Below are 26,946 nucleotides of genomic sequence, written 5' to 3'. Positions count from 1 at the left end.
CGGCGTCCACGCCCTACCGCCAAAGCTGTCTAAGTTTAGGCCTGTCGCAAGCCGCCTTTGCCTAACAAACGCAAACTATTTACCACAACGAGAAGACTGGCACCCACATCAGCAAATACCGCCATCCACATGCTCGCCATGCCCATTAACGCCAACACCAAAAACAGCAGCTTGATACCTAATGCCACACTAATGTTTTCTACTAGCACGCGATGTAAGCGGTGAGACAATAGAATCAGGGCAGGCAACTTGTGCAGTTCATCATCCATTAACGCAATGTCTGCCGTCTCTATGGCCATATCTGAACCTAGGGCCCCCATCGCGATACCGATGTCGGCACGCGCTAAGGCAGGGGCATCATTAATCCCATCCCCCACCATCGCCACCGCACCTTGAGTACTTTTCTCCGTCACCCAATCTAATTTATCTTGCGGCAACAAGCTTGCTTGGTACTCCTTAACCCCCGCACGCTCCGCCATGTATTGCACAGCGGCAGGATGGTCTCCGGATAATACGGCAGTTTCTATGCCTAAGCGGTGCAACTGCTTGATCACCGCTGGAGCATCCTCTTTCAATTGATCCATCACGGCAAATAGCATCAACAAGCCATCACTACTCCCCAAATAGACCAAGCTCGCCCCCATTTTTGCCGCCTCGTGATCGGCTGCTAGCAAAGGCTGCGGCGTCGTAGCAAGCTCGGCCACCCAACTGCGCTTGCCCAGACGCAAGGTTTGACCCTGATACCTAGCCTGCACCCCTGCTCCAGGTATCGCCTCAAATTCACCGATATCTTGCGCGTTTGGTGTTGCATCATCTAACCCTTGAGCAACTGCTTGAGAGGCAGGATGATCGGAACGTTCCGCCAGCATTTTGGCCCATTGCTGGTATACCGCTTGCCTAAGCGGCTCCGCCAATACATAACGATGCTGCAAGCTGGGCTGTCCTTTGGTTATCGTGCCGGTCTTATCAAGAGCCAAGTAACGTATATGACGCGCCTTTTCTAAATACGCTCCTCCTTTGACGAGGATTCCCATACGAGCCGCTTGAGCTAGTGCGCTCACCACAGCAATAGGCGTTGAAATAACCAAAGCGCAAGGACAAGCAATCACTAATAAGACCAAGGCCTTATAAATAGCATCGTACCAGCTCCAACTGGCAAGTAATGGGAGCAAAAGCGCCACCCCTACAGCGAGCAGTACAACAATGGGGGTGTAGTAACGCGCAAATTGGTCCACCATGCGCTGCACAGGAGCCTTGTTCGCTTGCGCCTGTTGAACCGAGCGAGCGATACGCGCCAAAAGAGTTTGATCAAAAGCTGCGCTGGCCTGATAACGTAATTCAGACATACCGTTAATCGAACCCGCATACAACTGTTGGCCAGGCGTTTTTTCAACTGGCGCACTCTCTCCGGTAATATGCGCCTGATTCACGATAGCTAAGCCTTCAAGCAAATAGCCATCAAGGGCTAAACGCTCACCCGGCGCCACGCGTAGCCAAGTACCCACTTGCACCGTTTGAGCGGGCATGCTTTGCCATTGTTGACCATCTTGGCTTGCCATCACGGTATCAGGGCTAAGCTGCATCAGACTATCCACGGCCACACGGGCTTTATCCAGTGCTCGAGCCTCTAACCATTCGGCCAAGGTAAACAGAGACATGACCATTGCCGCCTCGGGCCATTGGCGCAACAATACCGCTCCCGTCACGGCAATACTCATTAAGGCATTAATATTCAGTTGGCCATTCTTGAGCGCAACAAATCCTTTGCGATAAACAGACAATCCGCTCAATAAAATAGCAACCAAAGATACAGCAATAACACCCAGCTCACTCAAGCCTAGCCAACCTAGCCCCTCCGCTGTAAGCGCTAACCCTACTGAAGCGGCAATCCGCCACACAGACACACCTGCAGGCGGTTTAGCCGTTACCGACTCATTATGCTGCACTGGGTTGAAACCCAATGCACGCAGATTGCTTAGTATGTTGTCACGAGCCCCCTCGTCATGATGCACCAGCAACTGACGCTGCATTAAGTCAAACTCTATATCACGAACCTCACTGAGTTTACTGAGCTTATTACGTATCATTTGCTCTTCAGCAGGACAGTCCATCTCGGGGACATAAACATAAAGTCGCTTATCCGTACTAGGCGGTACCGTACTGCCATCAGCCACGCCCGCACCACATGCCGCCGCGCCACAAACATTCGTAGGCTGACAACTGTGACCATGATCGTGGCTATGATCGTGCTCGTGCGAGCTCTGGGCAACATTTGGCTCAGGCGTCTGAGGTGAGGATGTCACTTGACTAGTTGTTTTCATACTGTCAGTCTCTACGTTGGTTTACTTAACTGTTAGACAGTAGAAAGCCTGAAGCCACTATAAGGTCAAGCCTATTAAAACAGGAACCCGGAATGAAAATTGGTGAATTAGCGCAAGCAGCTCATTGCACGCCCGAAACGATACGCTACTACGAAAAATCAGGGTTAATGTTTTCGCCCCAACGCACGCAAGCCAATTATCGTGTCTATACAGCCGCTCACCTTGAGCGCTTACGCTTTATTCGTAACTGCCGCAGTTTAGATATGACCCATGAGGAAATTCGCGGTTTGCTCGAATATATCGATCACCCTCCTAGCGATTGCGCCCCTGTCAATGCACTCATTGAAGAACACATGCGACATGTCGATACGCGCTTACAGGAACTCCAGTTATTACGCCATCAGTTAAGTGAGCTGCGTCAAAGCTGCCACCGGCCTGGCGGGCTTGAGCAGTGCGGGATTGTCCAAAGCCTAAGGTTAATGGACACAGAGTCCAGCACCACCCACCCCTATACACATATTACTTAGGCAACTTTATGTCGCAGCATTTGCTGTAGACGTATTCCTGCCAGCATCGCTACCACAAACAATAACGCACTGAGCGACCCCGAGCCCATTAGCACCAAAGCAGGCCCGGGACATATTCCTAATAGTCCCCAGCCCACGCCAAACAAGGCTGCGCCCAGCAACAAAGGGCGATCAATTTTCTGTGAGGTGGGTAACTGAATAATTTGCTTATGCGTGCCCAAAGTTAGGGGCTGCCGACGCGCCAGCGTAAACGGCACTAGGGCTACAGCAATAGCACCCCCCATAACCAACGCCAATGAGGGATCCCACTGCCCCGCTAGATCCAAAAAGTTTTGTACTTTCACTGGATTGGCTAAGCCCGATAATAGAAGGCCCAAACCAAAAATCAGTCCACTTAACGACGCAAAAAAAATAGTTTGCATAATGCTTTCTCGCTACAACACGTGCCTAAGCACATAAACCGTTACAAAGCCGCTCGTCATGAAGCAGAGCACGGCTACTAAAGAGCGCCGTGACAAACGCGCCAAACCACAGACCCCGTGGCCGCTAGTACACCCCGAGCCCATGCTCGTCCCTACCCCTACGATCAGCCCTGCTACCACCACCCAAATCCAGTTAGGTATTTCAGGTACCGGCACTTGGCCTCCTAGCGCCTGAAACACATACGGGCTGAGTAGCACCCCCACCAACCATGCCCAACGCCAGGCACCATCTTTTTGCTGAGAGGCCATGAGGTTTCCCACAATGCCGCTCACGCCTAAAATACGGCCATTTAGCCAGAGCAACATACTGGCAGCCACACCAATAAGTACGCCACCTAGCAACGCAGTCCAGGGGGTAAAAGCCAACCAATTAATACTCATCCTGTGCCTCCTTCGGCGCACAATAAATTTGATACAAAGTTTGCATCAAAAATAAAACGTCGGGATGATGCAGGCTGTAAAACATATACTTACCTTCACGCCGAACTTGAACTAAGCCTTCGTTGCGCAAGACCGCCAATTGTTGGGATAAAGTAGGCTGAGCAATTTGACATAGTTCAAATAGCTGACCCACATTTAGTTCTTGCTTGGCCAACGCACACAAAATAAGCAGTCGATCGGGGTTAGCCAATTTACGCAACAAGGAACTTGCCTCGCTGCTGGCCAGTTGTAGTGCTTCTGGATTCATTGCTCCCATCACTCAAACAATTAAACAAAATACAATATATGATATTATATATTATAAAAACCGCACTTGATAGAGGTCATCTATGCCTGAAGTACTAGTACAGCCATTTTTCGATCCTGACAGCTCTACGTTTAGCTACGTGGTATATAGCCCTGAGCAAGAAGAATGTGCCATTATCGATTCCGTTTTGGATTACGATGCGGCCGCAGCACGCACCGATACGCGCTCAGCCTCTAAGATAGTCGCGTTTATACAAGCACAAGGGCTAAAAACAGAATGGATACTGGAGACCCATGCGCATGCTGATCACCTCTCAGCCGCTGTATGGTTACAACGTCAACTAGGGGGAAAAATAGCCATAGGCCAACATATAACCCAAGTTCAAGCCTGTTTTAGCCGTATTTTTGGGCTAGAGCACGAGTTGCGGACAGACGGCACTCCCTTCGATTACTTATTCGCAGACAAAGAAGTTTTCTACATTGGGCGCATTCCAGTACAAGCCTTACACGTACCAGGGCACACTCCTGCGGATATGGCCTATTTTGTAGAATCGCTTGGTGTCTTTGTCGGGGACACACTCTTTCAACCCGATGTAGGAACTGCTCGATGCGACTTCCCTGGTGGTGACGCGAGCACCTTATATGATTCCATACAGCAACTATTAAGCCTACCAGACCACACCGTGCTTTATATGTGCCACGACTACCCGCCAGAATCACGCGAGGCTACGTACCACTGCACCGTCGCAGATCAGAAAGCGCACAATATCCACGTCCACCAAGGCGTCAGCAAAGAAGAGTTTGTGACTATGCGCGAAACACGCGACCAGGGGCTTAGCATGCCACGCCTTATTTTGCCGGCTATACAAATTAATATCCGTGCTGGCCATGAGCCTGATCCCGACGCGCTCGGCAGACGCTATCTAAAATTACCTCTTAATACCTTATGATTTAAACCGGTAATCATCTATAGGCTTGACCGAGTGAGTTGAAAGCGGCAGGATGCCTACTGCAGATCAACTACCTCGGAGTCTTCCATGAGCTATATTGCCCTTAAACACCTGCACGTCACCGCCGCCTGTTTAAGTTTGCTATTTTTTATTGTGCGTGCGTATTGGTCTGTTATAGGTTCACCTACTTTACAACTCAAATTTGTACGGATCACCCCACATATCATTGATACTATATTTTTAGTCTGTGGGTTAGCATTGGCAGCGCAGTTAGGGGCTGCAGCCGGTCAACCTTGGTTGGCGACCAAAATTGTTTTGCTGGTGGTGTACATTATTTTGGGGCTGTATGCGATAAAACGCGGCAAAACAGCACGAAGCCGCGCAATAGCGGCAATATTAGCTGTGCTGGTGTTTGTCTATATTTTGGGCGTTGCGTTTACCCGTAGCCCCGCTGGATGGTTTGCCTAAACTGCTTACCAAACGCCTATCCATTGCTGGACTGCCAAACTGCTGAGCGCCACTGCCAACCACACCCCTAAGCCAAGCAGCGCAGGACGCAGTCCAGCACGCCGTATCACCTGTAAGTCTGATGACAAGCCTATAGCCGACAAGGCCAATACCATTAAACTTTGCGCAACGAAACGCAAAGGCTCTAACCATTGCACAGGTACTAAACCCGCCGAGCGCACTGCCGAGGCTAAAACAAACCAAAGAATAAACCAAGGGATAAGGCGCATTAGCTGCACTTTTCGCCCCGACTTTTTGTGTCGCCAAACCTGTAAGCCCGCTAACACCAAGCAAATAGGAATAATTAAGGTGGCGCGCGTTAGCTTAACAATAGTGGCGTGATCGCCAGCCTGATTGCTGTAGCTAAAACCTGCCGCCACAACAGAGGATGTATCATTAATTGCCGTGCCCGCCCAAACACCAAAACCGGCGTCAGACATATGCATCAGGTGACCCAAAAAAGGAAACGTCAGTACAGCTACAATATTAAAAATAAAAATGGTCGAGATAGCTAAAGCGATTTCATGCTCTTCTGGCTCCAGGATAGGAGTAACTGCCGCGATCGCCGACCCTCCGCAAATGGCTGTCCCCACACCAATCAACGTCCCAAGCTTTTCAGGAATACGCAATAACCTGCCTAATAGATAAGCAGAGACAAAAGCCACCGTGATGGTAATCAGGGTCACCACCAAAGAGTCTGCCCCAGTATGCAGGATTTGCGGCAAGCTCAAACCAAAACCCAGAGCAATAATGGACCATTGCAACATAGCCTTAGAGGCATATTGTGTGCCAGGTTTAAACAACGGCCCCAAACCTACTGTATTGCGCACTAACATTCCCACCACAATACCAAAGACCGGGCCGCCTATAATGGGCCACCGCTCACCTAAGTACAGTGCGCATACTGCCACGATTGCAGCAAGCAGCAAGCCCCATAAACGTGAAGGCGTACGCGGCTCGCCCGCGTGGGTCTGCGTCTTGCTGGAAAAAAAGCTATGCAAACTGGCAGGCAAACTAGCAGATATCGGGGCTTTCATTACTTTTTCTCTTGAGCTTATGATTTGAAGTTATTGTAAAGTTTCAGTCATAAGAAGAAAATTCATTATTACTTATCGTAAGTATAAATATTATTGATCATGAACCACATCAGCATAAGGCAGCTCGAAGTCTTTGTGGGTATTGCTGAGCATGGCACAGTACGCGCCTGCGCAGACCACTTACATATGACTCAACCCGCTGCTAGCATGGCCCTAGGCGAGCTGGAAAAACAGCTGGGAGCGCAGTTATTCGATCGTTTACCTGGACGCATGGTGTTGACTGGCCGAGGTAAAGAACTGCTAGCCAATGCACGGGAAATACTGGAGCGTCTGAGAGAAATTCAAGCTCGTCCTGACCGGGGCGCGACAAAGGAGCTAGCCGGAGAGTTGCGAATAGGAGCGAGCAATACAGTAGGCAATTATTTGGCCGGCGACCTGCTCAAAGACTTCATTGCCCACTACCCTGCCGTTTCGATACGAGTTAGTGTGGCCAATACACACGATATCGTGTCAGACTTACTGGAACATCGTTGTGATATTGCGTGCGTTGAGGGCCCAGTTAATCATGCTCAATTAGAGGTCTGGCACTGGCGCGATGATGCCCTAGTCGTTTGCGCCGCGCCTACTCACCCTCTGGCACAAGTGAGACCTTTAGCTAAACAAGACTTTGCAGGCGCAGCATGGATCATGCGCGAACGTGGCTCTGCATCACGCGCCTTAACCGAGCAAGCCCTAAACAGCTTACCGAGCGGCCATGTCCTGATGGAAATGGGGCAAATCGAAGCCATCAAACAGGCCGTTATTGCAGGTTTAGGTATCGCCTGCTTACCGCAGGCAGCCACTATAGACGCCGTTGCCAATGGACGTTTAACCGTACTTGAGACGCCTTTTCTACAGCTTAAACGACGCCTCTCGGTGGTGATACACAAAAACCGTTACCGTGGTGCCATTTTGGATGCTTTTATTAAAAATTTGCAAAGCAATGCAGCCCACCCCTCCCACCACACAGCGGACATTTCTTAATGATATGCTTGATAGGCCTGTTATAAATGCTGCATCGCGGCAAATAGGTTCGCCTTTTTATCAATACGACGCCCCCACTTCGGACTAGCTATGACTCAAGCGCCAACCTTTCAGCCCAAAAACGGAGTAAAAACAGAGCTCCCTCCGTACGAAACTATCGCTCTAGTGCTACAGGGTGGTGGAGCTCTAGGAGCCTACCAAGCTGGCGTATACGAAGGCTTGCAAGAGGCGGGCATAGAACCAGACTGCCTTGCGGGTATTTCTATTGGTGCCCTTAACACTGCCATTATCGCTGGCAACAAACCAGCTGATCGAGTACCTAAATTACGCCAGTTCTGGGACACTATATGCCAGCCTTACTTCGGCATTACGATGCCTTATATGCTGCAGGCGGCTTTATTTCAGGTTAACGACATGACCCGCGAAGCAATCAGTGCCTTTAACGCGAGCAATGCTGTTTTGCAAGGCCAAGCAGGCTTTTTTCGCCCCCGTTTTCCTCCTCCGCCGCAGTTTTCACCGGGCTTACCCGAAGCAGCCAGTTACTACGATACCTCTGCCTTACGCGACACCTTGCATGAGCTATGCGATTTTGACCGCATCAATGATGGCGCTATGCGCATCGCGGTGGGGGCCGTTAATCTGACCTCAGGCAATTTTGTTTACTTTGACAACACTAAAACGACCCTAAGGGCGGAACACTTTATGGCCTCAGGCGCGCTACCACCTGCTTTCGCGCCCGTAGAAATTGACGGCCAGTTCTACTGGGATGGCGGTTTGGTTTCAAATACACCTTTGGCATATGTTTTGGAGCAAACACCACGCAAAGATACCTTAGCCTTTCAGGTAGACTTATGGAGTGCCCGCGGCAACGTGCCCACTAATATGGGTGAGGTCAGCGACCGAATTAACGAGGTACGCTATTCTAGTCGCACCCGTAACGTCACCGAACAAATGCGCCGTTTGCAGTATATGCGCCACATTATTTCCAGCTTGCTAGAACGCATTCCCGAGTCAGAGCGTAGTAGCCAGTTAGCCTGCAGGCTGGCCGAAGAAATGGCCAGCAGTAAGCGCTATAACGTTATTCACCTTATCTATCGCAACCGCCCTTACGAGCAACACTATAAAGATCATCAATTTGGCCCCTTAACCATGAAGGAGCACTGGGAGTCTGGTCTAGAAGATATACGTAACACGCTCAAACACAGTGATCGCCTAGCCATGCCAGACAATCTGACAGGCTTTTCTACCTATGATGTTCATAGAGATGAACTAGAGCAAAAAAACCAACGTTAAATCTACGTGTGTTTTTACGCACTTAGCGGCGTCGACTCAACACCATGGCGCCCGCCAGCACAAATGCCGTTCCTACAAGCTGCACTGCGGTAATAGGCTCATGTAAAAACCAGCTCGCTAGAAACAGAACCGATACCGGTCCTAACAGGCCCAACTGAGCACTCATGGAGGCGCCCACACGCTCAACCGCCCACATAATCATAAAAGTGGGCAAAACTGTATTCAAAATAGCGTGAATAACCGATAACGTATATACCGGCATAGGTTGCACCAAGCCATCCCAACCTTGTATGAAGAGAAAATGTGCCAAGGTATAAACAGCCGAAATACTCATTGCATAGGCCACCAAACGCGTAGAACCTATTTTTTGAATCAACTCCCCAGAGCGGATTAAATATATCGCATAAGATATGGCCGACCCTAGTACACATACAGAGCCCAGCAAAACATTACTGCCCGAAAAAGAGAGGTCTTGAAAGAAAACTAAGGCCACCCCTAAATACGACAGCGCAAGCGCTACCCACTGACGTGGAAAAATCTCTTTCTTTAAATATACCGTAGACAATAACAACACAAAGGTGGGCGATAAGAACAGAATTAAGCGCTCTAATCCAGCAGTGATGTACTGGAGCCCGATAAAATCTAATAAACTAGCTAGGTAGTAGCCTATAAAACCTAGTAAAACAAGTTCTGCGACTTGGCGTCGTGTTAAGGCAGGAATTTCTTTTTTGCGCACCTTATGCATTTGCCATAAGGATATCAACAAAAAGAAAGGCAATGACAGCAACATGCGAAAGCCAATTACCGTCAAGGCGTCTACACCATACTGATACGTCAGCTTAGCCACCACCGCTTTCGCTGAGAACAAAACAGACCCTAAACCTGCTAAGCAAAAGCCCACATAAAAAGAGCGTGAGCTTTTAGAGTCGGTAGCCGCGGCAGGGGTACGATGAGAACTAGACATGAAAAACCGTTAACAGACAGCAGATTCTATAAGCGATTGATCTTATACCCAATCTGACAATGCGGCTAGTCAGGCCTCCATTACAACGAACAATCCAACCACACATCATGAACAAACTACGCTTTTCTCGTTTTATTGAACATATCCACCATGCTTTACGCGAGGCGCAAAACGATGAGGCAGCCATCTTGGCTCGAATCGAGCCTTTAGTGGCCGACTTAGTAAAACATGACGACTGGTTAGAAGAAAAATATACCCAAACACACCCCGACTACTACCAACAATATTGTCTGTATATTTGCCCAGAAAACCATTTTTCAGTTGTCAGCTTCGTATGGGGCCCTGGGCAACATACACCGGTACATGACCACACCGTCTGGGGAGTGATTGGCATGCTACGCGGGGCTGAAATCGGTACACGATACGAACGTCTGGCAAATGGCCAATATGCCCCCGTTAGTGAAAACCGCTTAGAAGCAGGCATGACAGAATGTGTTTCCCCAACGATTGGAGACATACACAAAGTGACTAATGCTTACGCTGACCGTAGTTCTATCAGCATCCATATTTACGGCGCTGACATAGGTAAAGTATCACGCCATGTTTACATTCCTGAAAGCGGAGAAATAAAAAAGTTTATTTCAGGCTACGCCCCCCTACCTTAAGCACTCACAATCGGTAAGCGCGCTTGGCGTAGACTAGCCTGCAAATCATGCGCAGAAAACGTGGCCAAGTCGTGGTGGACGTCAATGCTTAAACTATTTTTGGTAAAACCTTGCCATCAATAGAAAATACATGCTATAGTCTTTGCTTATTCCCTGATAGCTCAGTCGGTAGAGCGACGGACTGTTAATCCGCAGGTCACAGGTTCGAGCCCTGTTCGGGGAGCCAGAATACATAAGGCCCTTAGCGCAATTGCGTTAAGGGCCTTTTTGTTTTAACAAGTGATATGCTTGTGCCCGGAATTTCCCGCAAGATAATAAAAAAATCATGTACCCGCGGCGACTGAAGCATCAACACCCCTTACGCGCCCCCTCCGTGTTAAGCCCATCTACTCCCATCTTTCATGGTTGCTATCCATCGCAACACCCGCTCTGTTACCTGCATTTTCACGACAACCATAGCCATAGTCTGAGAAGAATTTATGCAGAATTTATGCGTAAAGGACGTTATGGAATAGAGAATTTACGGGCTCCAAGAGAATAATAAGCTCAAGCTATTTCGAGCTTTGTTCACACGGCTAAAAACATGCCTGACGTGAATGCTCAAGGATTAGTAACTTGCCTGTAGCAAAGCATTTTTAACAAAGGTGGATGATGACCATTATTGTCGGATGGATAGCATTCGGGCTACTGGGGTATTTGTTTTATGCCCTCATCAAACCTGAGAGCTTTTGATCACGCAACTCGTAGTAATAAATCGAGAGATAGTTATGGGTGATGTTTTATTTTTAGCATTAACGTGCGGATTCTTTGCCGTCGTAGCGTGGCTCATCGTGGGCCTCGAAAAAATCTGATCGGAGTCCACGATGACTAGCGACACTCTTCAATTTATCCTCATCATCTCCATCATGACAGCTCTGGTTGTCGTGCTTGGAAAATGGATGGCTCGTCTTTTCACCAGTTCTACGCATACATTCCTTGAGCTTGGGACCTACCGCATACTTGGTGTCGACCCTGCCGAGAAAATGTCATGGAAAAGGTATGGGATAGTACTCGTACTGAGTAATGCTGCCATGATGCTGCTGGGCTACGTGCTGCTAAGAGTTCAGCAGTACTTGCCCGGTGACTCCCTTCAACGAGCATCTCAAACGCCGGACCTCGCATTCAACACTGCCGCATCGTTCATCACGAACACTAACTGGCAGGCTTACTCAGGCGAAAGCAGCCTCTCCAACTTCTCGCAGATGGCCGTCATCACCTTCCTAATGTCGGTCAGTGCAACAACCGGCGTGGCGGCAGCCGGAGGATTTATTCGGGGTCTAAGCCGTGAATCTACGGGCGACATCGGAAACTATTGGGTGGATTTCACCCGCGTACTCTATCGACTCTTGTTGCCCTTGTGTTTTGTCATGGCGCTAGTCTACGTCTGGCAAGGCATACCTCAAACGCTAGACGCCGATGCGATGGCCACCACGCTCGAAGGTGGCATGCAGCAAATCATCATGGGCCCCATCGCAAGCTTTGAAACCATCAAACACATTGGCACCAACGGGGGTGGCTTCTTTGCCATGAATGCCGCTCATCCATTCGAAAACCCTACCCCGCTCAGCAACACCTTACACATGCTTAGCATGCTGCTCATTCCATCAGCACTCACTTACACGTTCGGATCCATGATCGCGCGCCGTGCTCAAGGCTGGGCGTTCTTTAGCGCCTTTCTTGTCATGTTTATGGGCTTCCTAGTGCTGATTTACAGTGCTGAGCATCAGGGCAACCCGATGCTCACGTCTTTGGGGGTAGACCAGACGCAGACCGCGCTCCAAGGAGGCGGTAACATGGAGGGCAAGGAAATGCGCTTTGGCGTGGCGCAAAGCAGTATGTTCGCCGCAGTGACCACGGCCGCCACCACCGGCTCGGTAGACTCGATGCACTCCTCTTACACCCCGATGGGCGGTTTCGTACCCTTGGCACAGATGATGCTCAATAATGTATTCGGAGGGGGTGGCGTGGGCTTGATCAACCTAATGACATACGCCATTTTAACGGTGTTTCTAGTAGGCATGATGATCGGCCGCACTCCGGAGTTTTTAGGCAAAAAAGTGGAAGTACGAGAGATGAAGTACGTGATGCTCGCTGTGCTTGCCCATCCTTTAAGTATCCTTGGCTTCACAGCCATCGCATGCCTAGCCCCCGCCACCATGGAAAGCCTGGCCAACCTTGGACCTCATAGCTTCAGTGAAGTGCTTTACGCCTATACCTCTGGCACGGCTAATAACGGCTCTGCATTCGCGGGGCTCAATGCAAACACGCTTTTCTTTAACACGACCATCGGCTTAGCCATGCTCGTGGGGCGCTACTTCACCTTGCTCCCCATGCTGGCTGTCGCTGGCGTGATGGCTGCCAAAAAACGCGTGCCAACCAGCGCTGGAACGCTCTCCACCGCTACGCCACTGTTTACAGGGCTGCTGGTTTTTATCATTCTCATCGTGGGTGGACTCACATTCTTGCCCGCCCTTGCTTTGGGGCCCATCGTGAAGCACCTGCTAACCCTCACGGGCCAGACCTTTTAAGGAGTCGCTATGACGACAATGAAAACCCAGGTCAACCCAGCAATGACATCGGCATTCCATCGTATTACGCGCCCCGTAATTGCCTCTGCGGTATTTTTCATGCTGGTGACCGGTCTGCTGTATCCCCTGTTAACCACCGGTGCGGCCCAACTTCTGTTCCACGACCAAGCACAAGGCAGTCTGATTACTCGCGATGGGCAGACCGTCGGCTCTACCCTCATCGGCCAGTGGTTCCGACAACCGCAGTATTTCCATGGTCGTCCTAGCGCCACTTTCGGCACCGACCCCAATGAGCCATCTCAATCTGTTGAACTGCCCTACAACGCAGCAAGCAGTGGCGCCAGTAACCAGGGCGTCCTCAGCAAGAGCTTGCTGCAGGCAGTGGCTCAACGAGTAAAGCTATATCGCGAGGAAAACGAATTAGCGGCCGATGCAAAGGTGCCCGTTGACGCCGTCACAGCTTCTGCCTCCGGCCTTGATCCACATATATCTGTAGCCAATGCCCGCCTGCAAGTGCCTCGCGTTGCAAAGCAGCGTCATGCAACAGAGCAAGAAGTCCTAGCCCTGTTAGAAAAAAATACAGTGCAGCGTCAGTTTGGCGTTTTAGGCGAACCACGCATTCATGTGCTGGAACTCAATCTCGCTCTGGATAAAGCCCTTAGGGATCAACCAGTAACTGAATAAGACAGGAGATGATTATGTCCCAAACAGAAGGTATCGCTACTCCCAACCACGTTGCGCCCGCCGGAAAACCGTCTAAGCCGCGGTCCACTGCTCTGCCATGGTTCACCATAATGACCGAAGCGTTCCGTAAGCTGTCTCCACGAGTACAAATGAAGAATCCTGTCATGTTCGTCGTGTACGTTGGCAGCATCCTAGCAACTGTCCTGGGCGTTCAGGCGTGGCAAGACCATAGCAGTGACCAAGCGGGTTTCATCTTTGCAGTGGCCGCCTGGCTGTGGTTCACCGTACTCTTTGCCAATGCAGCGGAAGCCTTAGCCGAAGGCCGGGGTAAAGCTCACGCCCATTCGCTACGCGCCTGCCGTCAGTCTGTACTGGCCCGAGTGTTGCAAGAGCCTAAATTGGGTAGCCCAATCTGGACTGTTCCTAGCGACGAACTCCCGCTCGGCGCCTATGTTCAGGTGAATGCCGGAGAGAGCATACCCGCGGACGGAGAGATCTTGGTAGGAGGTGCGTCGGTGGATGAGTCGGCCATCACGGGCGAGTCAGCGCCCGTGATCCGTGAAGCAGGTGGTGACCTCAGCTCGGTGACTGGGGGCACACGCGTACTCTCGGACTGGATCATCATGCGCGTTACGGCTAAGCCAGGCGAGGCATTTCTTGACCGTATGATCGCGATGGTCGAAGGCGCCAAACGAGGCAAAACACCAAACGAACTGGCGTTAAGCATTTTACTGGTAGCACTAACACTGATATTCCTGCTGGTATGCATGACCCTGTTGCCATTCTCTATTTTTAGCGTTCAAGTCAATGGCGCGGGACAACCCATCAGCATCCCAGTGCTCATAGCCCTGTTGGTATGTCTAATTCCCACCACCATTGGTGCATTGCTTTCAACCGTAGGCATTGCAGGAATGAGTCGGATGATGAAAGCGAATGTGCTGGCAACCTCCGGTCGCGCGATTGAAGCTGCTGGTGACGTAGATGTACTGCTGCTCGACAAGACTGGCACCATCACTCTTGGCAATCGCGAAGCTGTAAGGTTTATTCCCGCTCCTGGCTTATCAGAGTCTGCAGTCGCCCAGTCAGCCTACTTAGCTTCCTTGGCTGACCAGACTCCAGAAGGACGCTCCATTGTCCTGCTCGCCCAAAGGGGGTTCACTATCGAGCCGCCGACCCTAGATGGAGTGCACGCCATTGCCTTTAGCGCTACGACACGCATGAGCGGCATCGATATGAAGGATAGGCAATTACGCAAAGGAGCAGCCTCGGCAATTCGCTCGTATGTTGAAGAGGCAGGCGGCACTTTCCCCGAAGCAGTGAGCAGGACTGTCATGAATATTTCTCGTCTCGGTAGCACGCCATTGGTTGTGGCTGAGGGACCGCGAGTTATCGGCGTTGTCGAGCTCAAAGACATCATCAAGCATGGAATCAAAGAGCGCTTTGGCGAACTACGCTCCATGGGGATCAAGACAGTCATGATTACAGGCGACAACAGCTTGACTGCTGCGGCGATTGCCGCTGACGCAGGCGTGGACGACTTCTTGGCTGAGGCCACACCTGAAGACAAGTTGCGTCTGATCCGTAAATATCAGGCCGAGGGCCACCTGGTTGCGATGACTGGGGACGGCACCAACGATGCCCCAGCACTTGCTCAAGCTGACGTCGCGGTAGCCATGAATAGTGGGACGCAAGCTGCCAAAGAGGCTGCTAACATGGTGGATTTGGACAGCAACCCCACCAAGCTTTTACGTGTTGTCGAGGTGGGTAAGCAGATGATCATGACTCGCGGTGCACTCACCACCTTCAGTGTCGCCAACGATCTAGCGAAATACTTTGCTATCATTCCTGCCGCGTTCGTTGCCACCTATCCTGTATTGGGGGCTCTGAACGTGATGGATCTACACAGTCCAAGCTCAGCCATTCTCTCTGCTGTGATCTTCAATGCCTTGATCATCGTCGCCTTAGTCCCACTCGCCCTTCGTGGCGTGAAATATCGGGCCGAACCTGCCTCGTATTTACTCCGGCGCAACTTGTTGATCTACGGCCTCGGTGGTCTCATTACCCCTTTTATTGGCATTAAACTTATCGACATGCTCCTGACGCCGTTCTTCTGAGCATGCTTAATCTTAGACCGATGCGCCACAACACACTACCTAGCCTTACACTCGTTGAAATGACTTCGATCAAAAGGAGAGCCTATGGCAATAAGTCAGCCCATTAAAGCTGACGCCTTGCTTGGCGAACTGAAGCGTCAGACAGCAGGACGACTAACGGTGTTTTTAGGTGCGGCCCCGGGCGTAGGCAAAACCTACGCTATGCTCGCACGCGCACGCGAACTCCGCCAGCAAGGGGTAGACGTGGTGATCGGCATTGTCGAAACCCATGGACGTAGCGAAACTCAAGCTATGGCCGAAGGAATCCCCATCCTCGCCCGAAAAATGATGGACTACCGAGGACGTCAATGCGGTGAAATGGATCTGGACGGTTTGCTGGCGCGCAAGCCAACCATTGCTCTGGTTGATGAGCTTGCGCACCGAAATCTGCGGGGATCTCGCCACGAACGACGTTGGCAAGATGTCGAGGAGCTACTAGACGCCGGTATAGACGTCTATACCACGATCAATATTCAACACCTAGAAAGTCTGAACGATGTGGTGTACCAAATCACTGGGGTCAGGGTCAATGAAACGGTACCCGATTCCGTGTTTGAACGCCTGCGTGACATTCGCTTGGTGGATCTGCCCGCTGGGGAACTCATCGAGCGGCTAAATCAAGGCAAAGTGTACCAGCCGGAACAAGCAACTCAAGCATTACAAGCGTTTTTTTCCCCCTCTAACCTGACGGCACTGCGCGAACTAGCGATGCAGACCGTCGCTGAGCATGTTGACAGCGACCTACGCGAAAAGCGCACGGCCCGTGGGCTTGGGGGCATTTCCATTCAGCGACATGTGCTCATCGCGATCGACGGCCAAGGTCACTCCGACTATCTGGTCAGAGCCGGTGCTAGGGCAGCGGAGCGACGCGGTGCCCCCTGGTCAGTGGTCACCGTCGAGACCGGTCGCCCAACCGCAAAAACCACGACCGAAAAAAATCGAGTCCGCACGTTCTCCACATGCAAAAAAAGGCTATGCGATGTACAGCAACGAGTGCTGGAAATCGACAAAGCGTTCGCCCTGGCGCGCCGCCTTGGCGGTGAAACGGAAGTGCTCCACAACGCTGATGTCACTCAGGCCCTACTTGATGCGGCTGCCGCGCGCGACGCACGTTCTATCATCATCGGGCGTACCCGCAAGCGCCCTATTGCCCGATTTTTCAATCGCACCTTAACGCAACAACTACTGCAACGCGGTGAACAATACGAACTCACTATTGTCAGCACGCCTAAAACTAGACAACAAACTATCAAGCTGACGCAGATGGCTGGCAACCATGTACCAAAACGGGAAATCATGCTGATTATGTTAGCCAGCGGAAGTGCTGTCGGGGTAGCTGCCCTGGCGGAAAAAATGCTTGGTTTGCAGGATCTATCCCTAATTTTTCTCATTGCAGTCATGCTTGTCGCCTCCCGCACACGGATGATGTCAGCTGTGATCACGGCAGCTCTTTGCTTTTTAGCTTATGACTTTTTCTTTATTGATCCACGACTTACCTTTATGATTAGCGCCCATCGAGGCGTAGCTACCGTATTGCTATTTCTGGCCGCAGCCTTGATTGCTGGACGATTAGCCTCACGGCTTCGAATGCAGGTAGTTGCCTTACGCTCGGCAAACTCTCATGCCAGAGCAATGCAAAAGCTGGGGCAACGGCTTGCTCAAGCGGCTGACCTTGGGCAGGTCATCTCAGCGGGGTCAACCGTCCTACAATCCACACTACATGCTCAAGCATGGATACGCTTTAAAGCTCAGGCTGGCCCCTACAATACCGCGGACGAACTCACCGAGAAGGACGTCATGGCTGCCAACTGGACGCAGCAACATGGCCAGGCCAGCGGGCGTTATACCGACACCTTGACCAGCTCTGCATGGTGGTTTCTACCAATCTGTTCAGACAAAAATATATTAGGCGTAGTGGGCTTGAAGTTTCCCTCTGATACGGAGCGACTCACCTTCGAACAGCGGCGCTTGGCGGAAAGCATGGTAGAGGATATTGGCCAAACGGCACTACGCACACACTTGGTATCCGAGCTTGAAGTGGCGCGCGTCACTGGAGAAACGGAACGCCTTCGATCCGCACTGCTGTCTTCCGTTTCGCACGATCTGCGTTCTCCGCTCTCATCAATGATAGGTGCGGCAGACAGCCTAGCGCGGTACAGCAAAGACATGGGGCCCGAGGATCAGCAACATTTACTGGAAACCATCCGCATGGAAGGCGAACGACTCGACCGCTACATTCAGAACCTCTTGGATATGACCCGACTGGGCCACCAAGGATTGCCCCTGAAGCGCGATTGGATTGGTGTCGACGAGCTAGTGGGCTCGGCATCTAGGCGCTTACAGCGTTATGAACCCAATGTACGTATTAAACATAAAATTGCCCCTGATCTGCCGCCCATCCACGTTCATCCAGCACTGCTTGAGCAGGCGCTATTCAATGTGATGGAAAATGCCGCGAAGTTCACCCCCAACGGAGAATGTGTACAGATAAAAGTCAGTCAAACAGAAGAGCGTCACGTACAGATTGACGTTACCGATAGCGGGCCGGGTATCCCCGCGGCGGAACGACAGCGTATCTTCGACATGTTCTACAGTGTGGAGCGCGGCGATCGGGGGAAACAGGGCACTGGCTTAGGGCTAACAATTGTACAAGGCATTGTAGGAGCCCACATGGGCAGCGTCGCCGCATTACCTGGCCCAGAGGGGCGCGGCTCTACTATTCGTATCACCTTACCCTGGCGCGAGCACAGCAACAACGAGGCGAGCATAAATGGAACTCACTAACGACACCCACGTCGCTGCATCAAGCGCACGCGTGCTGGTCATCGATGACGAGCCCCAGATCCGCAAGTTTATCGATATCAGCTTACGGTCTCAAGGCTACACGACTCTTTTAGCCGCCACAGGTACCGAAGGGCTGACACTACTGGCCAGTAAAGGAGCAGATATCATCGTTCTTGACTTAGGTCTGCCGGATAAGGATGGCAAAGAAGTGCTCAAAGAGCTTCGCCAGTGGTCGCGAGTGCCTGTCATTGTATTGACCGTTAGATCTTGCGAAGACGAGAAAGTAGCTTTACTTGACGCGGGAGCTAACGACTATGTCACCAAACCCTTCGGTATCGATGAACTTATGGCTCGCATACGCGCTTTCTTGCGTAGCGCAGCCCGCACCGAAGCGGATGGCCCCATCTATGATGATGGTGAACTGAAAATCGACCTCGCATTACGCGAAGTTAGCCTACATGGACACAGCGTTTCACTGGCCCGCAAGGAGTTTTCCTTGCTCTCCCTGCTGGTCCAGCAACCTGGGCGATTGGTGACTCAAACGACAATCCTCAAAGAGATGTGGGGACCAACGCATCAAGAAGATGCTCATTACTTACGTATTCTTGTCAGCAAGTTGCGAAACAAGCTAGGAGACGATGCGTCTAATCCGCGTTATATCGCTACCGAACCGGGTGTCGGTTTACGATTCATCCTCAAAGAACGTCCAATAAATCCATTAACTAATAAGAGAAAAGACCCTTAGCGCCGTAGCACCAAGAGCCTATTTTGCTATATAGCTGACTGTTTTTTCTCTCGCGCGTGGAAGCACTACAAGAACACAGAATTTTTCAAGACTGACTCTGTGTGCCATGACGAAGACTTAGCAGCACATAACGAAAGCATGTTTATTTCGATCCTACTAAAGCTTGCTCAGGCATAAGCTCAAAAAGAGTCTCTGCTGTTGTATCCATCTTATTTTGACGGGTTTTCAAAATAGCTCACACGACAAACACCACCATGCTCAGAGCAACAAAGCAGTAACCAGATAGTGAGCACCGCGGTTACCCATGCATAACGGCCTCTTTTCATCTTAAACAAAACAACAGTACCCAAAACCAGTGCCACGATCGCTACAAACGGCTCCATTAGTATAGTGTCGTGTCAAATATACCGAGCCTGAGGCTTGTTCTCTATACGGCTTCCCCGCGCAGGGGGAATTACAGCGCAACTTACTCTTGACACGAAAAAAAGTACTTGCTATAGTTACGGTCTTCTTTCCCCGATAGCTCAGTCGGTAGAGCGACGGACTGTTAATCCGCAGGTCACAGGTTCGAGCCCTGTTCGGGGAGCCAAAATTCTAAAGCCCAGCTAATTAGTTAGCTGGGCTTTTTTTTTAAGTGCTAAGCAGCGTGCCATGATTGATCTACTTCACACGAGGACTGGCATTAACATGTGTATAGTTACACACCATATCCAATCTGACAACGCCCCTCCTTCAAGCTGCGTAACAGTCACATCACGTCTACATTAGTACTATTTGATTTTGATTGCATGATGATCTTTCTAAAAAAACTGCTCTTTAAAGCCATGTATTACATTATGGTGGTCGCCCTCTCCCTTGTCATAATTGTTGCCTTATACTTTGGTGTGGGTAATCTGCTTTCATGGCTTATTCTGTAAACGTGATCATTTGAATACTGTTATGAATCGTCTTCCCACAATGTACAGGTGCTGCAAAGCTCTAAGCCTTACAGCGTCACAACTCTCTTCGTTACAGTCTGCTCACTGATTTTTGATGGAAATCCTCATCTGAGTCCACTGTTTTTCAAAGAAAAGACCTACACCCTACCAAATCGACTTCCCGTGACAGCATGTACATCCGTCCACTGCCACCTACTCCGAGAAGCAAAACAAGTTGTAAGTAACGTTCCGCCAGCCCAGAATCACCTTACAATCTGCCCACACCTGTTTATGTAGGAATGGTCATGAACACTAAAGCCATTTTGCAATTTCGTAGCTTTCTCATTCTTCTTACCTTAGTGTCACTGGCCTTTGCCTGGATACTGCTGCCTTTCTATGGCGCAGTATTTTGGGGAGTCGTATTGGCGATTTTATTTGCCCCTGTACAGCGCCACCTGCTGGCGAAAACCCAAGGCAGACGCTCTCTGTCAGCACTCATCACCTTACTCATCATTATCTTAATCGTCATCATTCCCGTTATTTTGATTACAGGCTCGGTTATCCAACAAATTGCCGAGCTCTATCAAGAAATAGACAGCGGGCAACTTAACCCTGGCGCTTATCTGCAACAAATTCTCAATGCCTTACCGCAAAGCGCGCATACTTTGTTGCAACATATTGGGGTAGAAAGCCTCAGCGATCTCCAACAAAAATTCTCTCGTTTTGTCTTAGAAAGCGGTCAAGCACTGACCAAACAAGCGTTGAATCTTGGGCAAAATACGTTTCAATTTATTGTTAGCTTAGGCATCATGCTGTACATGCTGTTCTTTCTTTTGCGTGACGGCGTGGAGCTTGGGCGTCACTGCCGTGAGCTCATCCCCTTGGGAGAAGATCACAAAACACATCTATTTCGTAAACTCACCACAGTAGTACGCGCTACCATTAAAGGAAATATCGCCGTTGCAGCCACGCAAGGGGCTCTAGGGGGAATAATTTTTTGGTTCTTAGATATCCAAGGAGCATTATTCTGGGGGGTACTCATGGCCATACTCTCGCTACTACCCGCCGTGGGCGCCTCTCTTATCTGGGCACCCGTCGCTATTTACTTTTTTGTAGCCGGACAATTGTTTGAAGGTATCGTGCTGACCTCGTTTGGCATCTTTGTTATCGGTCTGGTCGATAACGTATTGCGCCCTTTGCTTGTCGGCAAAGACACCAAAATTCCTGACTACATTATTTTAATTTCAACCTTAGGTGGTCTATCTATTTTTGGTCTTAATGGTTTTGTCATAGGCCCACTGATTGCTGCCATTTTTATGGCTTGCTGGGATCTTTTTCCCTCAGCCATCCGAGCTCGAGCCGAACTCAATCACTCTGAGCACGAGCGTTAAGCAAAGCCGGATGACACACTCGCTGCTGGTGCGTCATCCGCTTACCGTCAAGCGCCCAAAAATAAAATTCTGATCGTGACCACTAAGGACAAGAACCAAATCAACGAACGTATCCGATCTTTATCAGCGATATACGCCAACAAATACAACACTCGCAATATCAGCCACGCCACCATTAAGCCTGCCAGAGTAGCGGCCTGCGCCCCACTCCATAACGCTAACAATACCGCCCCATAAAAAAAAGGTAAGGCCTCAAAAGCATTCGCTTGCGCCGCGTGAGCTCTAGCCCGCCATCCGCCTAAACTGGCTAACCAGGGACGAGGCTCTTTATTTGTAAAACCCTTAGCCCCCGCTTTCGCCGCGACAGCCGACAATAAAGGCACAAAGGCCGCCAATAGCAAACACACTTTCACTAACAACATAACTACTCCTTGCGCCAAAAAATAATTTACACACCCAGCTTAGCATTAGTATAATTTTTTCTTTGGGAAGCGTAACGCTGGGTCCACCTGCAGTTGATGCAAAAACTCAGCACTGCGTCCCCATCTACAAGCCGCTTTAGCTCAGTTGGTAGAGCAGTTCATTCGTAATGAAAAGGTCGCCAGTTCGATTCCGGCAAGCGGCACCACCTTAGTTATTCTTATTGAGCGTTGAGGCTCAATAATCAGCAATATCAATAGGTTAGCTTTTAAGCCTTGCGCCTATTTGGTAGTCTATCCGCACTTAATCAACAGTGTAAGCCCCATAAAGGCCCCACACAAAGCCCCACAAGTACGGATATGGCAAGCATCACAAAACATCAGTCTGGCTATCGAGCCCAGATAAAAATCACCGTCAACGGCCAAACCATCAGAGAAAGCAAAACGTTTTCAACAAAGCGTGATGCTCAAATATGGGGGGTTCAACGAGAAGAGCAAATCAGGGCCGAGCTACAGGCAGACCCAAGGCTTAAGCACTCTCTACGTTGCGCACTCAGACGCTATGCAGCCGAGGTCTCGCCCACGCGAAAAGGTGAGCGCTGGGAAAAGTTACGTCTATCAGCTTTTGAGGGCTATAAATTACCGCTTGATCTGCCGCTACTTAGCGTCACAAACAAGCATATTGCCGACTTCCGTGATTCCCGCCTTAGTACTGTATCCCCTGGTACTGTATTGCGCGAGCTAGGCTTACTATCAGCAGTCTTTGTTCACGCTCGAATAGAATGGGGCTGGACAGACAACAATCCCTGCAGCGACATTCGCAAACCCTCAGAGCCCAAGCACCGCGAACGGGTTCTTCTCTGGTGGGAAATTAAGCGCATGCTACGCCAAATGCACTACACGCCTAAAGGGCGACCAAACTCATTTGGCCAAGCCGTCTCTGTGTGCATGATGCTTGCATTGCGAACTGGAATGCGCGCCGGTGAATTAACATCAATGCGCTGGGACCAAGTGCATGACAGGCACGTGCATTTGCCCACAACAAAATCAAACCGCCCCCGTGACGTCCCTCTTTCTAATAAAGCCATAAAACTACTAAACAGGATGCGAGGATGGGATGAAGAACTAGTGTTCGGGGTCAAAGCCGCTAGCCTAGATGCGTTATTCAGGAAGTACAGACAACGAGCTGGGCTGGAGGGGTTTACGTGGCACGACACGCGACACACAGCGGCAACGATACTGTCTAAAAAAGTAAGTGTCTTGGATTTGTGTAAGATTTTCGGCTGGGCAGATCCAAAAATGGCTATGGTCTACTACAACCCGCATGCGTCTACATTAGCCGATCTTCTCGGATAACCATAGCCCGCCATTGAGCGGGCTTTTTTGCCCATTCCATCTATTTTCAATGCACCTCACAACCGCCCAGCAAGCAACATTACTACCACATTTAGCTAGCGGCTACTTACATATTCAAAACTCATCTGCCTAACTGCTTTCTGCGTATGACTTACAATGAGACTTCATAGGCTTTTCTTTTCTTAATATGACAAACGCACGCGACACCACCCTTCTCAACGAGCTGCTTCTGCAGCACGATGAAACATTTTGGCTGGAGTTCAAGCAAAACAACACCGATCCGGCGATGATCGGAAAGCGTTGCTCGGCCTTATCGAATGCTGCCCGCTCCAGAGATACCGATTACAGCTACTTGGTATGGGGGATCGAAGACGAAACCAAGAAAATTGTTGGGACCACCTTTCAGCCCGAAACCAAGAAAGTTGGCGGAATGGTGCTGCCTATGTGGCTTGCTCAGAGGCTAAAGCCTAGTATCGCTTTTGAGTTTAAAACTGTCACCTATGAAGATAAGCGAGTGGTAATTCTTGAAATTCCCGCAGCATCTGGATCTCCTGTTTTATTTGAAGAAACCCCTTATATTAGAATAGGTAGCGCCACGCCGAAGCTTACGGACTATAGTGAGCGTTACCAACTACTGTTAAACAAATTACGCACTTACCAATGGGAAAACGAACCGGCTATATCTAGAGTTTCCGATGATGACGTTTTAGACTTCTTGGATTATGCCAGCTACTTCCGCTATACCGGTCAGAGACTCCCCGAAGGAAGAACTGCAATATTGGAGCATCTCAATGCAGACCGCCTGATAAAAAAGGGGAATAAAAACTCTTGGGATATAACCAACCTAGGTGCTGTTTTATTCGCCTACCAACTGAGCAAGTTCGGCTCTGCTATAGAAAGAAAGGGAGTGCGGTTTGTTGCATACAAAGGGAAAAACAGGGCGGCCACAGTTAGTCATAGACTAGATGGCCAAAAGGGATATGCCGTTGGATTTGAAGGTCTCGTCAGCTTTATAAACGGCCTCCTTCCCACTAATGAACATATTGGCGAAGCCCTACGTGAATCTCATCCACTATTTCCTGAGCTCGCAATACGTGAACTGGTTGCAAATGCGCTGATTCACCAAGACATGTCCATTAGGGGGGCAGGCCCACTGATTGAACTCTTTGAAGACAGGCTAGAAATTAGCAACCCTGGCGTTCCTCTTATGCAGGCAGACAGAATGGTGGATCTTCCTCCAAGATCGCGCAATGAGGCCTTGGCTGCTTTGATGCGAAGGATGAAGTTCTGCGAAGAACAGGGCAGCGGATTAGATAAGGTTCTAACACAAGCTGAGATTTTCCAACTCCCTGCTCCTCTGTTCTTGGCTGCTGAAGACTCCACGAGAGTAATTCTTTATGGCCCAAGAAGTTTTGCCGAAATGACCGATGAAGAGAGGATTCGCTCCTGCTACTTCCATGCTGTTCTCAAAGTCCTCAGCGGTGAAAAGATGAAAAACAATACTCTCTGCGCAAGACTCGGCATCCAGCCTCAAAATGCGGCCCAAGCAAGCAAAGTGATCAACAAAGCCGTTTCAGCTGGCCTCATCAAACCCGCTGATCCAGAACGCCCGCGAGCAGGCTACATTCCATCCTGGGCGTAACCCCAGTAGCAGAAAACAACTCGCCGCGCACTTTTTGATCATGTTTTGATTGAGCGCGGCTTTTTTCTTGCGCATCACCCCTCATCCGCTCTCATAATCTTTTGATCGAACTTTGAGCAGCCACTCCACGCCCCCCTCAAAAAAAACTATCTTATTGATTTTCAACATTATTTTAGAATTCTATTTTTTGATTATGTTTTGACCGCGCGGCAAAATTTCGTAATTACCTTTCAAATTCATTAGCTTTATTTTTTGATTGTATTTTGATTTTTTATGTATCTGCATCCGGCAACGCCCCTTAACCTCATTGTATGCTGCCTCGCGCGCTAAACCGCCGATCCTTCGCATGCCAGTTGCTACGCATAGGCTCCCACAGATATCGGCTTTAGCCTCTACGTGCAGTAATACCCGCATCGGCGTTGCATCTATCTATGCATACTATTGCTACTGAAACGGCTTTTGTACTGCTGCGCAATATTTACTGCGTCTGCGCGTTAGCATAAGCCGCCTCACACGCCAGCCCTGCTATTCTTCGCCTGTCAGCCTCTGCTGCGTAGACTTCCGCAGCCTCATCAAGCCCGCCAAGCAGCTCGGCAAACATTCGGATGGCGGTGTCGGCTGCCTCGCGCTCTGCTGTAGCTGTGGCAAGCGCGGTGGCTCTACGATAGCGGGCTGCATATTCTTCGGCTGCGCTGCGCACGCGCTCATCAGCAGCACTACGCTCAGCAATAGCGACTTGCTCAAGCTTTTGTTGAGTCTCACGATCTAACACCTCCATTTTTTCAGTTAGTTCACGCTCAATCTTGCGCGCCTGCTTTTCTGCCTGCACCACAGCGGCCATGTGTTCCGTCTGCGCCAGCTTGTAACCCTTGCTGTACTGCTTGGCTCCGTACATATGCAGACCAAAAAAAAGAGCCGCTGCGATAGCGACTCCAATTACCCCAGACTTGATAGACATACTTCCCTCTCTGCGTAACGTCTACGCTCTAATCCGCGTAGCTTTCGACCTCCTGCATACACCCATCGCGGCAGCTCATTACACGCGCCCGCGTAGTCACCTGCACGCACCTTTCTTAATAAAGTAGATTGCTGGTATGCACCTGCCCCCACGTTATAGACAAAGCTTGCAAACGCGATGCGCATACCGTCAGGTAATTGTCGTGGTACCGAGCGATCCACAACGACTAGCGCCTTTTGCACCTCTTGCTGTGTCAACTGATCGCACTTTTCAGGGGTGGCCACATCCCCTAGTTTGACGCCATGCGTGTAGCCCTCACAGATAGTCGGTATTCCTACCGGATCCGCATACGCTATCAACGACCTTCCCTCCCATGCTGCTACTAGCGTTATCGCTGCTGCCAGCACACCCCCAGCTATTTTATTTCGCACGATTAAATACCCCTTTTAGCTCTATCCACCGACGCTGCACGCACCCACGGATACGCACCATGGCGATAGTCAGCTCTGGCAGCTTGATCACAATCAGTACCAGCACATACAGCGCCCATAGAATTAGCACTACCTCTTGAAGCGTCCAGCCGTACAGCGCTACTGCTGAGCCCGTTGTCACTGGAAACGCTATGTCGTCACGCATAAAACTTCCTTTACGAGGCATTTGCTACCCCCAATAAAAAAGCCCCGTAAGGGGCTGTAGACGTAAAAAAACCGCTCTAGGCGGCTGGGTATTCCCAAATGATTTCATCAACGCTTTGTCTAACGCTAAGTTATTAAAAATCGTAGCTATCCCCACCTGCCAATAGCCATCACAGACTGATCGCTCCCAGCCCCCTCATTGTATGCGGCCCATAGCGTCAAAACCGCCATTGTCTTAC

25 protein-coding genes and 3 tRNA genes are annotated in these 26,946 nt (G+C 50.2%); 18 read left to right on the top strand and 10 right to left on the bottom strand.

Features of this window, described 5'->3' with window-relative positions:
* Positions 1 to 35: 35 nt before the first annotated feature.
* Complete coding sequence (locus OSH01_RS04525) at positions 36 to 2,321, bottom strand: heavy metal translocating P-type ATPase (RefSeq protein WP_266122886.1); 2,286 nt, start codon at positions 2,319 to 2,321, stop codon at positions 36 to 38.
* 92 nt (positions 2,322 to 2,413) lie between these two features.
* Here OSH01_RS04525 and cadR point away from each other — a divergent pair, with 92 nt between their 5' ends.
* A complete protein-coding gene (cadR, locus tag OSH01_RS04520; protein WP_266122885.1) occupies positions 2,414 to 2,848 on the top strand; it encodes a Cd(II)/Pb(II)-responsive transcriptional regulator in 435 nt (144 codons plus the stop codon).
* Here the strand turns inward: cadR and OSH01_RS04515 are convergent.
* The 3 genes from OSH01_RS04515 to OSH01_RS04505 are packed head-to-tail and all read right to left on the bottom strand — an operon-like array spanning position 2,845 to position 4,018.
* Positions 2,845 to 3,270 (bottom strand): DUF6691 family protein, encoded by a 426-nt coding sequence (locus tag OSH01_RS04515; protein ID WP_266122884.1) that lies wholly within the window; start codon positions 3,268 to 3,270, stop codon positions 2,845 to 2,847. The two genes, cadR and OSH01_RS04515, sit on opposite strands and share 4 nt — an antisense overlap.
* Positions 3,271 to 3,282: 12 nt before the next feature.
* Positions 3,283 to 3,711 (bottom strand): YeeE/YedE family protein, encoded by a 429-nt coding sequence (locus OSH01_RS04510; RefSeq protein WP_266122883.1) that lies wholly within the window; start codon positions 3,709 to 3,711, stop codon positions 3,283 to 3,285.
* On the bottom strand, positions 3,701 to 4,018 hold the full coding sequence (locus tag OSH01_RS04505; protein ID WP_266122882.1) for an ArsR/SmtB family transcription factor: 318 nt from the start codon (positions 4,016 to 4,018) through the stop codon (positions 3,701 to 3,703). The genes OSH01_RS04510 and OSH01_RS04505 overlap by 11 nt, the downstream gene beginning before the upstream one ends.
* Before the next feature lie 82 nt (positions 4,019 to 4,100).
* Here OSH01_RS04505 and OSH01_RS04500 point away from each other — a divergent pair, with 82 nt between their 5' ends.
* On the top strand, positions 4,101 to 4,967 hold the full coding sequence (locus OSH01_RS04500; RefSeq protein ID WP_266122881.1) for an MBL fold metallo-hydrolase: 867 nt from the start codon (positions 4,101 to 4,103) through the stop codon (positions 4,965 to 4,967).
* 87 nt (positions 4,968 to 5,054) lie between these two features.
* The gene (locus OSH01_RS04495; protein WP_266122880.1) at positions 5,055 to 5,435 is read left to right on the top strand and encodes a SirB2 family protein; all 381 of its coding nucleotides are present in this window, start codon (positions 5,055 to 5,057) and stop codon (positions 5,433 to 5,435) included.
* A 5-nt stretch (positions 5,436 to 5,440) separates the two neighbouring features.
* Here the strand turns inward: OSH01_RS04495 and OSH01_RS04490 are convergent, their stop codons facing one another.
* Entirely contained in the window at positions 5,441 to 6,511 is a 1,071-nt protein-coding gene (locus OSH01_RS04490) for a YeiH family protein (RefSeq protein WP_266122879.1), read from the bottom strand.
* 99 nt (positions 6,512 to 6,610) lie between these two features.
* Here OSH01_RS04490 and OSH01_RS04485 point away from each other — a divergent pair, with 99 nt between their 5' ends.
* Both OSH01_RS04485 and OSH01_RS04480 read left to right on the top strand, forming a co-directional pair.
* Positions 6,611 to 7,534: a LysR substrate-binding domain-containing protein gene (locus OSH01_RS04485; RefSeq protein WP_266122878.1), complete on the top strand. Its 924-nt coding sequence runs from the start codon at positions 6,611 to 6,613 to the stop codon at positions 7,532 to 7,534.
* Positions 7,535 to 7,624: 90 nt separating this feature from the next.
* Positions 7,625 to 8,827 (top strand): patatin-like phospholipase family protein, encoded by a 1,203-nt coding sequence (locus tag OSH01_RS04480; RefSeq protein ID WP_266122877.1) that lies wholly within the window; start codon positions 7,625 to 7,627, stop codon positions 8,825 to 8,827.
* A 22-nt stretch (positions 8,828 to 8,849) separates the two neighbouring features.
* Here the strand turns inward: OSH01_RS04480 and OSH01_RS04475 are convergent, their stop codons facing one another.
* Positions 8,850 to 9,791, bottom strand: a complete 942-nt coding sequence (locus OSH01_RS04475; RefSeq protein WP_266122876.1) for a DMT family transporter — start codon at positions 9,789 to 9,791, stop codon at positions 8,850 to 8,852.
* A gap of 107 nt (positions 9,792 to 9,898) precedes the next feature.
* On the opposite strand from OSH01_RS04475, the gene OSH01_RS04470 reads away from it, so the two are divergent.
* The 10 genes from OSH01_RS04470 to OSH01_RS04430 all read left to right on the top strand — a co-directional run bounded on the left by OSH01_RS04470 (position 9,899) and on the right by OSH01_RS04430 (position 21,697).
* Complete coding sequence (locus tag OSH01_RS04470) at positions 9,899 to 10,456, top strand: cysteine dioxygenase family protein (RefSeq protein ID WP_266122875.1); 558 nt, start codon at positions 9,899 to 9,901, stop codon at positions 10,454 to 10,456.
* A gap of 150 nt (positions 10,457 to 10,606) precedes the next feature.
* Positions 10,607 to 10,682 (top strand) — tRNA-Asn (locus tag OSH01_RS04465).
* Positions 10,683 to 11,104: 422 nt separating this feature from the next.
* Entirely contained in the window at positions 11,105 to 11,188 is an 84-nt protein-coding gene (kdpF, locus tag OSH01_RS16500) for a K(+)-transporting ATPase subunit F (protein ID WP_376918131.1), read from the top strand.
* A gap of 131 nt (positions 11,189 to 11,319) precedes the next feature.
* The gene (gene kdpA / locus OSH01_RS04460) at positions 11,320 to 13,023 is read left to right on the top strand and encodes a potassium-transporting ATPase subunit KdpA (protein ID WP_266122874.1); all 1,704 of its coding nucleotides are present in this window, start codon (positions 11,320 to 11,322) and stop codon (positions 13,021 to 13,023) included.
* A 9-nt stretch (positions 13,024 to 13,032) separates the two neighbouring features.
* Entirely contained in the window at positions 13,033 to 13,707 is a 675-nt protein-coding gene (gene kdpC / locus OSH01_RS04455; RefSeq protein ID WP_376918120.1) for a potassium-transporting ATPase subunit KdpC, read from the top strand.
* A gap of 110 nt (positions 13,708 to 13,817) precedes the next feature.
* Complete coding sequence (gene kdpB / locus OSH01_RS04450; protein WP_266123257.1) at positions 13,818 to 15,821, top strand: potassium-transporting ATPase subunit KdpB; 2,004 nt, start codon at positions 13,818 to 13,820, stop codon at positions 15,819 to 15,821.
* Positions 15,822 to 15,905: 84 nt separating this feature from the next.
* Entirely contained in the window at positions 15,906 to 18,644 is a 2,739-nt protein-coding gene (locus OSH01_RS04445; RefSeq protein ID WP_266122873.1) for a sensor histidine kinase, read from the top strand.
* A complete protein-coding gene (locus OSH01_RS04440) occupies positions 18,631 to 19,389 on the top strand; it encodes a response regulator (RefSeq protein ID WP_266122872.1) in 759 nt (252 codons plus the stop codon). Before OSH01_RS04445 ends, OSH01_RS04440 begins: the two co-directional genes overlap by 14 nt.
* 513 nt (positions 19,390 to 19,902) lie before the next feature.
* A tRNA-Asn gene (locus OSH01_RS04435) sits at positions 19,903 to 19,978 on the top strand.
* Positions 19,979 to 20,611: 633 nt separating this feature from the next.
* Entirely contained in the window at positions 20,612 to 21,697 is a 1,086-nt protein-coding gene (locus OSH01_RS04430; RefSeq protein WP_266122871.1) for an AI-2E family transporter, read from the top strand.
* Between the two features lie 47 nt (positions 21,698 to 21,744).
* Here the strand turns inward: OSH01_RS04430 and OSH01_RS04425 are convergent, their stop codons facing one another.
* On the bottom strand, positions 21,745 to 22,119 hold the full coding sequence (locus OSH01_RS04425; protein ID WP_266122870.1) for an MAPEG family protein: 375 nt from the start codon (positions 22,117 to 22,119) through the stop codon (positions 21,745 to 21,747).
* 130 nt (positions 22,120 to 22,249) lie between these two features.
* On the opposite strand from OSH01_RS04425, the gene OSH01_RS04420 reads away from it, so the two are divergent.
* The 3 genes from OSH01_RS04420 to OSH01_RS04410 all read left to right on the top strand — a co-directional run bounded on the left by OSH01_RS04420 (position 22,250) and on the right by OSH01_RS04410 (position 25,114).
* A tRNA-Thr gene (locus OSH01_RS04420) sits at positions 22,250 to 22,325 on the top strand.
* A 151-nt stretch (positions 22,326 to 22,476) separates the two neighbouring features.
* The gene (locus tag OSH01_RS04415; protein ID WP_266122869.1) at positions 22,477 to 23,472 is read left to right on the top strand and encodes a tyrosine-type recombinase/integrase; all 996 of its coding nucleotides are present in this window, start codon (positions 22,477 to 22,479) and stop codon (positions 23,470 to 23,472) included.
* A gap of 187 nt (positions 23,473 to 23,659) precedes the next feature.
* Positions 23,660 to 25,114: an ATP-binding protein gene (locus OSH01_RS04410; protein ID WP_266122868.1), complete on the top strand. Its 1,455-nt coding sequence runs from the start codon at positions 23,660 to 23,662 to the stop codon at positions 25,112 to 25,114.
* Positions 25,115 to 25,592: 478 nt separating this feature from the next.
* On the opposite strand, the gene OSH01_RS04405 is transcribed toward OSH01_RS04410, so the two are convergent.
* From OSH01_RS04405 to OSH01_RS04395, 3 genes are read right to left on the bottom strand one after another with little or no spacing between them, the layout of a single operon-like run.
* A complete protein-coding gene (locus OSH01_RS04405; RefSeq protein ID WP_266122867.1) occupies positions 25,593 to 26,072 on the bottom strand; it encodes a DUF2514 family protein in 480 nt (159 codons plus the stop codon).
* Entirely contained in the window at positions 26,051 to 26,503 is a 453-nt protein-coding gene (locus OSH01_RS04400) for a lysozyme (RefSeq protein WP_266122866.1), read from the bottom strand. Before OSH01_RS04400 ends, OSH01_RS04405 begins: the two co-directional genes overlap by 22 nt.
* Complete coding sequence (locus tag OSH01_RS04395; RefSeq protein WP_266122865.1) at positions 26,493 to 26,708, bottom strand: hypothetical protein; 216 nt, start codon at positions 26,706 to 26,708, stop codon at positions 26,493 to 26,495. The genes OSH01_RS04400 and OSH01_RS04395 overlap by 11 nt, the downstream gene beginning before the upstream one ends.
* Between the last annotated feature and the right edge of the window lie 238 nt (positions 26,709 to 26,946).

Source organism: Alcaligenes endophyticus (assembly GCF_026344035.1).
Classification (GTDB): domain Bacteria; phylum Pseudomonadota; class Gammaproteobacteria; order Burkholderiales; family Burkholderiaceae_B; genus Alcaligenes; species Alcaligenes endophyticus.
The sequence above is the reverse complement of the archived record's forward strand: the minus strand, read 5'-3'. Positions and strand labels throughout refer to the sequence as shown.

Coding starts and splice junctions, on each gene's coding strand:
- OSH01_RS04525 (WP_266122886.1), bottom strand. CDS start 2,321: ATGAAAACAACTAGTCAAGTGACATCCTCACCTCAGACGCCTGAGCCA.
- cadR (WP_266122885.1), top strand. CDS start 2,414: ATGAAAATTGGTGAATTAGCGCAAGCAGCTCATTGCACGCCCGAAACG.
- OSH01_RS04515 (WP_266122884.1), bottom strand. CDS start 3,270: ATGCAAACTATTTTTTTTGCGTCGTTAAGTGGACTGATTTTTGGTTTG.
- OSH01_RS04510 (WP_266122883.1), bottom strand. CDS start 3,711: ATGAGTATTAATTGGTTGGCTTTTACCCCCTGGACTGCGTTGCTAGGT.
- OSH01_RS04505 (WP_266122882.1), bottom strand. CDS start 4,018: ATGAATCCAGAAGCACTACAACTGGCCAGCAGCGAGGCAAGTTCCTTG.
- OSH01_RS04500 (WP_266122881.1), top strand. CDS start 4,101: ATGCCTGAAGTACTAGTACAGCCATTTTTCGATCCTGACAGCTCTACG.
- OSH01_RS04495 (WP_266122880.1), top strand. CDS start 5,055: ATGAGCTATATTGCCCTTAAACACCTGCACGTCACCGCCGCCTGTTTA.
- OSH01_RS04490 (WP_266122879.1), bottom strand. CDS start 6,511: ATGAAAGCCCCGATATCTGCTAGTTTGCCTGCCAGTTTGCATAGCTTT.
- OSH01_RS04485 (WP_266122878.1), top strand. CDS start 6,611: ATGAACCACATCAGCATAAGGCAGCTCGAAGTCTTTGTGGGTATTGCT.
- OSH01_RS04480 (WP_266122877.1), top strand. CDS start 7,625: ATGACTCAAGCGCCAACCTTTCAGCCCAAAAACGGAGTAAAAACAGAG.
- OSH01_RS04475 (WP_266122876.1), bottom strand. CDS start 9,791: ATGTCTAGTTCTCATCGTACCCCTGCCGCGGCTACCGACTCTAAAAGC.
- OSH01_RS04470 (WP_266122875.1), top strand. CDS start 9,899: ATGAACAAACTACGCTTTTCTCGTTTTATTGAACATATCCACCATGCT.
- kdpF (WP_376918131.1), top strand. CDS start 11,105: ATGATGACCATTATTGTCGGATGGATAGCATTCGGGCTACTGGGGTAT.
- kdpA (WP_266122874.1), top strand. CDS start 11,320: ATGACTAGCGACACTCTTCAATTTATCCTCATCATCTCCATCATGACA.
- kdpC (WP_376918120.1), top strand. CDS start 13,033: ATGACGACAATGAAAACCCAGGTCAACCCAGCAATGACATCGGCATTC.
- kdpB (WP_266123257.1), top strand. CDS start 13,818: ATGACCGAAGCGTTCCGTAAGCTGTCTCCACGAGTACAAATGAAGAAT.
- OSH01_RS04445 (WP_266122873.1), top strand. CDS start 15,906: ATGGCAATAAGTCAGCCCATTAAAGCTGACGCCTTGCTTGGCGAACTG.
- OSH01_RS04440 (WP_266122872.1), top strand. CDS start 18,631: ATGGAACTCACTAACGACACCCACGTCGCTGCATCAAGCGCACGCGTG.
- OSH01_RS04430 (WP_266122871.1), top strand. CDS start 20,612: ATGAACACTAAAGCCATTTTGCAATTTCGTAGCTTTCTCATTCTTCTT.
- OSH01_RS04425 (WP_266122870.1), bottom strand. CDS start 22,119: ATGTTGTTAGTGAAAGTGTGTTTGCTATTGGCGGCCTTTGTGCCTTTA.
- OSH01_RS04415 (WP_266122869.1), top strand. CDS start 22,477: ATGGCAAGCATCACAAAACATCAGTCTGGCTATCGAGCCCAGATAAAA.
- OSH01_RS04410 (WP_266122868.1), top strand. CDS start 23,660: ATGACAAACGCACGCGACACCACCCTTCTCAACGAGCTGCTTCTGCAG.
- OSH01_RS04405 (WP_266122867.1), bottom strand. CDS start 26,072: ATGTCTATCAAGTCTGGGGTAATTGGAGTCGCTATCGCAGCGGCTCTT.
- OSH01_RS04395 (WP_266122865.1), bottom strand. CDS start 26,708: ATGCGTGACGACATAGCGTTTCCAGTGACAACGGGCTCAGCAGTAGCG.